Here is a 10,636-nt window from a genome sequence, read left to right on the forward strand (position 1 = left end):
CTAGTGAAATTGGTGACATGTATGTTTGGGAAGCAGATTTCGGTGTGGAATCTGTTGGTGTTAAAATCATTAAAGGTAATGCAACTTTAACTGAAAATAGAATCGGATCTTACGGTAAGGCCATTTATATTGGAAGCAATGTAGGTCTTGTTGATATAGATGAAAACGAAATTGCTGTTTTGGCTCATGAGGATAAAGATGCTTATGCTATCTTTGCTGAAAATGTTCCTAACTTGGAAATTCATGATAATGATATAAGATATAGGGGCGCTACCAAAGGTATAGGTATAAACAATGCGGTTTATCTTTATAATGCTACTTCAGCTAAAATCTATGACAATGAATTTGAGTTAGAGTTAGTTTCATGTGAAGTTCCTTGGAAGGAAATTCCTGCAGGTTCTTATAATTGGGTAAGTTTCCCGGTCAGTGAAGGAATTGTAGTTGAAAATTCAAACGGTGTCGTATTTGATAATAATTATGTAGCTGTGTATTATAATAATATTTCAGGATCTTACGATACAATCTATTCAGTTTCTTTCAAGAATTCTGATGATGCCCTCATAACAAATAATGATATTAATTCATATGGTTTCAGTTATATTTATGGAATTTACATGTCTGGTGAGGATTTCATAATCAGGTCAAATGATATTAGTAGTTTTTCTAATTATTATGCTAATGGTATTGATATTGAAGGTCCGGCCAGTGGTGTTGTAGAATCTAATTATATTGAAGTTGAGGCAGATAACTCCGTTTATGCTATTTACTCAGGCATGAATGGTCAGAATGTTAGTGTTGAATATTACAAAAATGAAATTTATGGTTACTCATATAATGTATTTGGTTTCTCTTTAGGTGATGTTGAAAGCGATATTGTCGATAATACTATCTTACTTGAGGGTAACTACACTACTGGAATCGCTTTTAAAGGAAAAACCATTAACATCGAGGACAATTCTATCAAATTAGCTTCCGATGAAATTGGTGACATGTATGTTTGGGAAGCAAATTTCGGTGTGGAAACTGTTGGTATTAAACTCATTGAGGGTGATGCAACCGTAATCGGCAATATTATTTCCACTTCTGGTAAAGGCATTTACGTTGCAGACGTTAATTCTGCTGATATTGGAGATAACTTTATTGAAGTTGTTGCAAATGTGGATAAGGATGCTTATGCCATTTATGCAGAAGATGTTCCTGGATTGCTTGTTTATCAGAACTATATAACTTATACTGGTGCTACTGCAGGTAATGGAATAAATAATGCGGTTTATCTTTATAATGCTACTTCAGCTATAATTGTTGATAATGAATTTGATTTAGAGTTAGTTTCATGTGAAGTTCCTTGGAAGGAAATTCCTGCAGGTTCTGGAAATTGGGTAAGCTTCTCAGTCAGTGAAGGAATTGTAGTTGTAGACTCTGATGATGTTACATTTTATAAAAATGTTGTAGATGTTGAGTATAATGAGGTCTATGGAGCTTTTGATACAATTTATACTGTAGATTTCATAACTTCAAGTAATGCGGTTATTTCTGAAAACAACATTACTGCTAATGGTCACAGTTATGTATATGGCATTATCATAACCTCAGATAACTTTACAATCTGCGATAATAGAATTTTAGTTCTATCCGATAACAATTATGCTAACGGTATCAATCCTGATGCCGATGCAAGCGGTATTGTAGAAAACAACACTATTGTTGCTGTTGGTAAAGAGTTCTCATATCCTATTTATTCAAATATGTATGGTGACGTAACCAATTTCAATGTAGATTATATTGGAAACGAAATCTACGGTTATGCAAGAAATGTTGTTGGATTAGACCTTAATGGCGGTATTGAAAACATTATAAACAATACCATTATCGCTGAAGGAGGATACACTTGTGCCATTAAAGCAGGTTCTTTAAATAATACCATTTCTGACAATATTATCAGATCATTAGGAACTTCTTCTGAGGATAACACTGCAATAACCGTTTCAAAAGGTGTTGCAAACATATCTGATAATTATATCGAATCCATTGCTGGTGAGTATGCAATCGATTTAGGAAACACTAATTCAACTGTAGATGATAATTACATCACTGGCAGAAAAAATGAAGGTAGGAATGCAATTGCTAATCCTGGTGCTGGAGCTATTATAAAAAATGTTTCTCCAGGATATAAAACTATCTTATTTGCTTTAGATGCACATTATGTCTACAAAGACGGCAGTGTTTATTCTGTCTATGCATTGGATGAAAATGGTAAACCAATTTCTGGCATTACTATTGTTGCAGCTTACGGATTCGTCAATTTGAATGCTACTACTGATGCAAATGGTCTTGCAAGATTCACTTCTGATTTAGATGCTGGTGACCATAATATTACTTTCACATTTAATGGTAATGATGATTATGCTCAAGCAACCGCTACTGGCCATATTAAAGTTGATTTAAGATCAACCCAAATCGTAGTGCCTGCTTCCACAACTGTACTTTTAACCGCTGTTAAAAGTCAAACTTCTTTCATTACTTTAACTTTAAAAGATTCAAAAGGCAATCTTTTAGCTAACAGATATGTAAATATCGTATTTAATGGTAAAAAAGGAGTTTATGTTACTGATAAGAATGGTGCAATTAAGTACTTGCTTGATACTTCAAAAGAAGGAACTCAAACCTTAACCATGAGTTTCGATGGTGATAAAAACTATCTCGCTTCCAGTGCAACCACTAAAGTGAAATTCACCAAAGAAGCATCTAAGTTAACCGCTAAGAAGAAGTCATTCAAAGCCAAAAAGAAAACTAAAAAATATACTGTAACTTTAAAAGACAGCAAAAATAAAGGCATTAATAAAGCAAAGATTTCTTTAAAAATTAAAGGCCAATATTACGATGCAAAAACCAATTCAAAAGGTAAAGCAGTCTTTAAAATTAAGAAATTAAGCAAAAAAGGTAAATACAAAGCCAAAGTTAAATACGAAGGCAATAATTACTATAATGCTGCATCCAAGTCTGTTAAAATTACAGTCAAATAGAGATTTTTAATCTCTATTACTTTTTTTATTTTTTCATATAGATTGCCCAATTTAAAAAACCTATTTTTAAATTATTGATTGAGCATATCCAATACTTAATGTAAAATTATCATAGTTATTGTTAATACTCTTCATTTAATTGATCAGTATTGCAAGTATTCTAATAGAAAAATTAGACTAAAAAATAGAAAGAAAAAAATAAATCAGCACATGGCCAATTTATTTCATAGCATCTTTAACTCTGTCGAAGAGTCCTCTTTCAACGTGCTTTATTTCATCACCGCTGACTTCAGCGAACTCTCTGAGTATGTCCTTTTGTTTTGAATTTAGTTTTTTAGGAACGACAACCTTGACATTTACATACATGTTTCCTCTACCTGAATGTCTTACGGAATTCATCCCTTGGCCTCTTAGTTTGAATACTGTGTCGCTTTGTGTTCCTGGAGTTATCTTAAATTCAACCTCTTTTCCATCAATTGTTGGAATGCTTAACACATCACCAAGCGCTGCCTGCGGAAAGCTGATTTGCTGGTCCAGGTAAATGTGGTCTCCTTCGCGTTGGAATACCTTATGTCTTTTGATATGCACGGTAACAATCAGATCTCCTTCAAGACCGGGAGATTCGCCGCAGTTTCCTTCGCCGGAAACCCTTAAGTGGTTGCCTTCATCGACACCTTCCGGAATTTCGATTTTGATTGTTTTTGTTTTTCTTTTACTTCCTTTTCCGTGGCAGTCGTCACATGGATCGGTAATGATTTTACCGGTTCCTCCACATTCCCTACATGGTCTTACGTTAACCATCTGACCTAAAAATGTGTTGCTTACCTCTTTGATTTGACCGGTTCCTCCACATGTGCTGCATGTTGCAGGATTGCTTCCAGGCTTTGATTTTGAGCCGTTACATGTTGGGCACAGTTCGCTTCTTGTGATTTTTATTTCCTTTTCACAGCCGTTGAATGCCTCTTCAAGTGTAATCGGAACTTCAGTGTAGATGTCTGAACCTCTCTGAGGACCTGCACTTCTGCCCCTTGAGCGGGAACTGCTTCCACCGAAGAACATGTCAAATATGTTTCCGATATCGAAGCCTTGGAAAATGTCATCAAAGTTCACGTTTTGATAGAAGTCTTCAGCGGTATATCCGTCCATTCCTGCATGACCGAACTGATCATATCTTTGACGTTTTTCATCATCGGACAAGACAGCATAAGCTTCACTTACCTCTTTAAATTTTTCTTCAGCTCCTTCCTCGTCACAAACATCTGGATGGTATTTTCTGGCCAATTTACGATAAGCTTTTTTAATTGTTTTCTCGTCTGCAGATTTGTCCACACCGAGAACCTCATAATAGTCGCGCTTGTCTGCCATTTGTTCACCTTAAAAAATAAATTAAAAAAAATTAGATAGAAAAAATAATTAGTTTTATCCATCGTTAGTTTATTCCTATTGATTCTGATTTTTGATATAACCTAACAACTAATAAAACTGCATTATTTAATCTAATCGTCTTTTACTTCATAGTCTGCATCAATTGTGTCATCATCGCCGTTGTCTTGAGCTCCAGCATTAGGATCAGCTCCTGCTTGCTGCTGAGCTTGTGCTTCTGCTTGAGCTTGTTGGTAGATTTTAGCTCCAATCTCTTGAACTACATTGGATAATTCATCAGACTTCGCTTTGATGGCATCAATGTCATCGCCAGCTATGAGTTCTCTTAATTCAGCTACAAGTCCTTCGACTTTAGTTTTTTCATCTTCAGATACTTTATCTTTGAGTTCATCTAAGGTTTTTTCTGAAGTGTAAATTAATGAGTCTGCATTGTTTCTGATTTCAATTTCTTCCTGTCTTTTCTTGTCCGCTTCAGCATTCATTTCCGCTTCTTTGATTTTCTGTTCGATTTCTTCATCGGACAGTTTTGTGGAAGATGTAATTGTAATTGCCTGTTCCTTGCCTGTTCCTTTGTCTTTAGCGGTTACGTTGATAATACCGTTTGCGTCAATATCAAATGTAACTTCAATTTGTGGGACTCCTCTAGGTGCAGGTGGGATACCTACAAGTTGGAAACGGCCTAAGGATGTGTTGTCGGCCGCCATTTTTCTTTCACCTTGTAAAACATTAATGTCTACTGAAGGCTGGTTGTCGGCAGCTGTGGAGAACACTTGGCTTTTCTTGGTAGGAATGGTAGTGTTTCTTTCAATCAAGGTTGTTGATACTCCACCTAGGGTTTCGATACCTAAGGATAATGGAGTTACGTCTAAAAGAACAATGTCCTTAATTTCTCCTGCCAATACTCCTCCTTGAATTGCGGCACCCATGGATACACATTCCATAGGGTCAATTCCACGTTCAACAGGTTTTCCTATGAATTTTTCAACGAATTTTTGTACGATCGGCATTCTGGTAGGTCCACCGACTAAGATGATTTTATCAATTTCTGATTTGCTCATTTTTGCATCATCTAATGCCTGTTGCATTGGTTTACCTGATTTTTCGACAATTGAATCAACGAGCTCTTCTAATTTTGCTCTTGTAAGTGAAATGATTAAGTTTTTAGGAGTTCCGTCAGCGCCCATTGCAATGAACGGCAAGTTTACTTCGGTCGTTGTGGTGGTGGACAATTCGATTTTAGCCTTTTCAGCGGCTTCCCTTAATCTTTGTACCGCTTGGTCATTGTCCATTAGGTCAATTCCTTCTTGAGCTTTAAACTCATCGGCAAGGTATTTGATTAAAACGTTATCCATATCGGTACCCCCGAGCTGGGTGTCTCCGCTGGTGGATCTTACTTCAAACACTCCTCCACCGAACTCCATGATGGTTACGTCCAAGGTACCTCCACCTAAGTCGTATACCATGATGTTCATGTCATCATCTTCTGATTTGTCAAGACCGTATGCGAGGCTTGCTGCGGTAGGTTCGTTTACAAGTCTTACCACATCAAGTCCGGCAATGGTTCCTGCGTCTTTTGTTGCAGTCCTTTGGTTGTCGTCAAAGTATGCAGGTACGGTAATTACGGCTTTTTCAACAGGTTCTCCGAGGAAGGTTTCTGCATCCTTTTTGATTTTCTGAAGGATGAATGCGGAAATTTCCTGTGGAGAGTATTGTTTTCCGTTTACAGTAACTTTATGATCAGTACCCATGCTTCTTTTGATTGCACTGATTGTATTTTCAGGATTGGTTACTGCTTGTCTTCTTGCCGGTTCACCGACTAACATTTGACCGTCATCGGTAAATGCAACATAACTTGGGAATGATTTACCGTATTGGCTTGCCCCTTCAGCTGAAGGGATTGTGGTAGGTTTACCTCCTACAAGCACAGATGCTGCTGAGTTACTTGTACCGAGGTCAATTCCAATAATTTTTTCTTTTTTAGTATCAGACATAATTATCACCTTATTTTATTTTATAGATTATTTAATAAACGTTATTTTTTGCAAACTATAACTTTTGAATATTTCAGAACTTTATCCTTGTACATGTAGCCTTTCATTAGCTCTTCTATAATGTATCCGTTTTCAACTTCATCGGATTCCTGAACCATCAACGCTTCATGTTTGTTCAAGTCGAACTTTTCGCCCTTTGCGGGGATTTCTGTTACGCCCTCTTTTGTGAGCACGTCGGTAAATTTGTTGTATATTAATTCAATGCCATTTCTTAAATCTTCATCGTTTTCAGTTTCTAAAGCTCTTCCGAAGTCTTCATAGCAGTCTAGAAATTCCTTTATCACATTTTCATTTGCGAATTTTATGAGGTCCTTGTTTCTCTTATCGGTTATTTTCTTGAAATTTTCAAAATCCGCCTGAAGCCTTTGTGACAGTGAGATATATTCTTGGGTTTCACTTTCTGATTTCTCAAGATCTTCTTGAAGTTTTTCGATTTCTTCATTTTTTTGAGACAGCTCTTTTTCAAGCTCTTCAATTTTTTCTTCGAAATCTTGAGTTTCTACTTCAGCTTCGCTTTTATTTTCATCAGTCATAGTTACACCTTTTTTAGGTTTTTGGAAAAACCTTTGTAATAACTCTTAACCGAGAATTCACACTTTTAGGTTTTTAATATTGGTTTTTGGGAATTTATGGACATATAGGAAAATGGTTCATCATTTAAGAGTTATTACTCCGAGTTTTTCGAAACCAAATATTAAAGTAACCAAAAGTTATCTTTCTCTTACATTATTATAGTAACAAAAAGTTATATAAAGGTTTCGATACATAAGGTATAATCATGACTAATGCAAACGACATTGAGAAAAATCAAAAACATCGCAGAGATGTCACACAGCCTACTGGCCATATAGAAATACGCAGAAACTACAATGACCAGTCAGACGACATTGATGTGGAAGATATCCTTGATGTAATGGGTTGTAAGACTAGAAGAGATATCATAAATCTTTTAAGGGAAGAACCTATGTTTGTCAGTGAAATCTCCAATGAACTGGACATTGGTCAAAAAGCAATTATTGCACACTTGCGTGCAATGGAAGATATAGGAATTCTCAATTCTTCCTACAAAAAGATTTTAAGAGGTCGTCCTCGTAAATACTATGATTTGCAGAATGAAGTTAACATCCACATTACCATTAACCGTAACAACTTCGACGTGCAGTTTACAGATGACATGCTCAATACACTGCAACTTCCATCAGGAGACGAATGGTCCAAACTCCTGGACATAGAAAAGAGAATCGATGACGGACAGCTCGAAGCTATTGATGAGCTGAAAAATCAGATTAGATTATATGGCAATCTCTTGGAGAGAGCGGAATATATCCTTGAAAGGACCATGAAAAGAAGATAGTTATTGTTTGAATTTACTTCAAACATTTTTTTTAATTTTTTTTGGCAACGATACTTTGGCCCAGTGAAACAGATCCGTCACCGGCGCAGGTGTTTAGGTGCTGTATGAAATTATATCCGTTTTTTTCAACATGATTTTTGACAGTGTCTGTAATGGCTTCGTTGTAGAATACTCCTCCGGTAGCTCCGATATCATTTAGTTTCTTTTTATCTGCTGATTTAATTGCAAGCTCACTTAAACCTCTTGCAACTGCAATCTGTCCTGCTGAAGCAACATCTGCCTTTTTTTCGCCTTTTTGATATAATCTTACAACTTCGCGCAATATTTCAGTTGTATTCAGCTGATTATTTTCTATCATTACAGGAATTTCCAAATTCTTGGTCGAGTAATATGCGGCGGATTCAAGCTTCATGGAACATTCTCCCTCATATGTTCGCTCATGACAGATTTCCAATGCTGTTGCCATTGAATCAAGAACTCTTCCTGTACTGGTTGTTGTTCCAACATTTATTCCGGCTTCAATCTGCTTTTTAATGTTTTTGATTTCCATTTCCCCATACTTGAAGTAATCGGCGTAGTGCCTAATCAAATCATCATCCTTCAGGATACTTGCAAGCATTCTTGCAGGATATCTGGTTGCGACATCTCCTCCAGGCATTAATTGGGGCTCCAGGTGTCCTAATCTTTCAAAACTGTTAATGTCAGTGTAGAGAATTTCTCCTCCCCAGCTTGTTCCGTCACTGCCGTAGCCCACTCCGTCGGCTGCAATGACTATCATATCATCTATTCCATGGTCATTTGCAAGTGCCACTGAATGTGCATGATGGTGCTGGACAGGCAGAACCTCTGCATCATATTTTTCCGCCAGCTCATGAGCTAATCGGGTAGTAAAGAAATGTGGATGCATATCGCAGGCAATCACATCAAATTCGCTGATTTTTGTAATCCTTTCCATGTTTTCAATGGCCTTTCTTAAAAACATTAATGTTTTTGGCTTGTTGGTATTTCCGATATGCTGTGAAGGGTATACTTTATCCCCTCGGGCAATTGAAAAGGTCACGTCAAGTTCTGGACCTAATGCCAGCACATCCAAATCATTAGCATCATAATTGATTGTATATGGTTCTGGTGTGTATCCTCGTGAGCGTCTGATGAATGACAGCTCATCATTTCTAAATCTTATAACCGAATCGTCGCATCTGTTCAATATTCGGCGATTATGGACTAAAGAATAGTCATTTACTCCATTGATGATTTCTGCATTTTCTATCATCATCGGTTCGCCGGGAATATTTGCCGAGGTCATCACATAAGTGTCAATGTCGCTTTCATCAAAAAGCAGGTAGTGCATAGGAGAGTAGGGAAGCATCACGCCGATGTTGTGAAGGCCGGGAGATAGGCTTTCAGGAAATTCATAACCTTCATTTTTCTTTAAGATTACGATTGGTCTTTTATTTGATGTTATCGTTTTTATTTCCTTTTCGCTTAACTGCGCATAATTCTTCAGGCTTTTCAAATCCTTACACATTACTGCAAATGCCTGATTCGGACGGTTCAGCCGTTTTCTAAGTTCCTTAATTGCATCATCATTATATGCATCAACAACCAAATGTGTTCCGCCAATTCCCTTTATTGCTAGGATTTCACCATCCTTTAGGATTTCGGCGCCTTTTCTGATAGGATTTTCAACATCCAACTTGTCTTGCCCATGATATATTTCCATTTGGGGTCCGCAGTCACTGCAGCATATTGCCTCTCCGTGATAGCGTCTGTCCAGAGGCTGTCTGTATTCGATTAGGCAGTCGTCGCATAAGGGGAAGTCCTCCATTGATGTTCTCTCACGGTCATATGGTACGCTTTCAATAACGGTGAATCTTGGTCCGCAATCTGTGCATGCATTGAACGGGTACTTGTAGCGTCTGTCTTCAGGGTTTCTAATTTCTTCCAGGCATTTGTCGCATATTGCAATATCCGGTGGAATTACGCTCACTCCCGAATAGCTGTCTTTGCTTTCGATAATTCTAAAGTCCTCATAATTTTCAGTGTCGATTTCGGATATTTGCATTGAATCTATTTTGGCGATTGGCGGCAATTCATTCGGAAGTCTTTTTGTGAAATCTTCTGTTTTTTCACCTTCAACAATGATTTCAACTACATTTCCGAGGTTTCTTACATGGCCTTTTAGGTTTAAATCGCTAGCTAGCCTATATACATATGGTCTGAATCCTACTCCCTGGACAATGCCTTCGGTTAAAATCTTCAATGCCTTCATTAAATTATTATATTGTAAGTTAAATTTTATATAATTTTATCCTATATATTATATTATGAAAGATATTCTTGAAAGATTGCTAAGTGGCGAGATTGATATTGCCGAAGCGGAAAAGCTTTTGAAGGCAAACAATATTCTTGAGTTTGACGATATTGCCAAGTTTGATGTTAAAAGAACTGAAAGGACAGGGTTTCCGGAAGCGATATTTTCTTCCAGCAAGGATTATGAGGATTTATTTACAATAATTCGGAATTATCTTAAAAAAAGCGATGACGATTTGATAGTCACAAAATTATCCCCTGAACGATATGAAAAAATAGTTGGGGATCTTGGTGAAAACTCCTATATTTTCGAATATAACCGGAGGGCTCAAATTTTAATTATCAGAAAGGAGAAAATCCAAAGGGATCCCATTGCAAAAATCGGAATTATAACTGCAGGAACCTCAGACATCAATATTGCCGAAGAAGCGAGGGTCATTGTAGAGGAAGGTGGCTGTGAGGCAATCACATCATATGATATTGGTGTTGCAGGAATTCACAGGCTGTTTCCC

The 10,636-nt window shown here is 37.0% G+C and carries 7 protein-coding genes; 3 read left to right on the forward strand and 4 right to left on the reverse strand.

Going from position 1 to position 10,636, the window contains the following annotated elements:
- Window positions 1–3,023, forward strand: a 3,023-nt coding sequence (locus ACJMLO_RS00455; RefSeq protein ID WP_405292840.1) for a hypothetical protein, incomplete at its 5' end; no start/stop codon positions are given.
- A 219-nt stretch (window positions 3,024–3,242) separates the two neighbouring features.
- Here the strand turns inward: ACJMLO_RS00455 and dnaJ are convergent.
- The 3 genes from dnaJ to ACJMLO_RS00470 form a co-directional block, all read right to left on the reverse strand.
- Entirely contained in the window at window positions 3,243–4,388 is a 1,146-nt protein-coding gene (gene dnaJ / locus ACJMLO_RS00460; RefSeq protein ID WP_405292842.1) for a molecular chaperone DnaJ, read from the reverse strand.
- A gap of 131 nt (window positions 4,389–4,519) precedes the next feature.
- Window positions 4,520–6,397, reverse strand: coding sequence for a molecular chaperone DnaK (dnaK, locus tag ACJMLO_RS00465; RefSeq protein WP_405292844.1), 1,878 nt, complete (start codon window positions 6,395–6,397; stop codon window positions 4,520–4,522).
- 41 nt (window positions 6,398–6,438) lie between these two features.
- Window positions 6,439–6,990, reverse strand: a complete 552-nt coding sequence (locus tag ACJMLO_RS00470; RefSeq protein WP_405292845.1) for a nucleotide exchange factor GrpE — start codon at window positions 6,988–6,990, stop codon at window positions 6,439–6,441.
- A gap of 380 nt (window positions 6,991–7,370) precedes the next feature.
- Between ACJMLO_RS00470 and ACJMLO_RS00475 the strand changes: the two genes are divergently transcribed.
- On the forward strand, window positions 7,371–7,811 hold the full coding sequence (locus ACJMLO_RS00475; RefSeq protein ID WP_405292851.1) for an ArsR/SmtB family transcription factor: 441 nt from the start codon (window positions 7,371–7,373) through the stop codon (window positions 7,809–7,811).
- Window positions 7,812–7,842: 31 nt separating this feature from the next.
- On the opposite strand, the gene hypF is transcribed toward ACJMLO_RS00475, so the two are convergent.
- A complete protein-coding gene (gene hypF, locus ACJMLO_RS00480) occupies window positions 7,843–10,083 on the reverse strand; it encodes a carbamoyltransferase HypF (RefSeq protein ID WP_405292847.1) in 2,241 nt (746 codons plus the stop codon).
- 55 nt (window positions 10,084–10,138) lie between these two features.
- Here hypF and ACJMLO_RS00485 point away from each other — a divergent pair.
- Window positions 10,139–10,636: hypothetical protein (locus ACJMLO_RS00485; protein WP_405292849.1), on the forward strand; the 498-nt coding region annotated here is incomplete at its 3' end.

Source organism: Methanobrevibacter sp., from assembly GCF_045120835.1.
Lineage (GTDB): Archaea > Methanobacteriota > Methanobacteria > Methanobacteriales > Methanobacteriaceae > Methanocatella.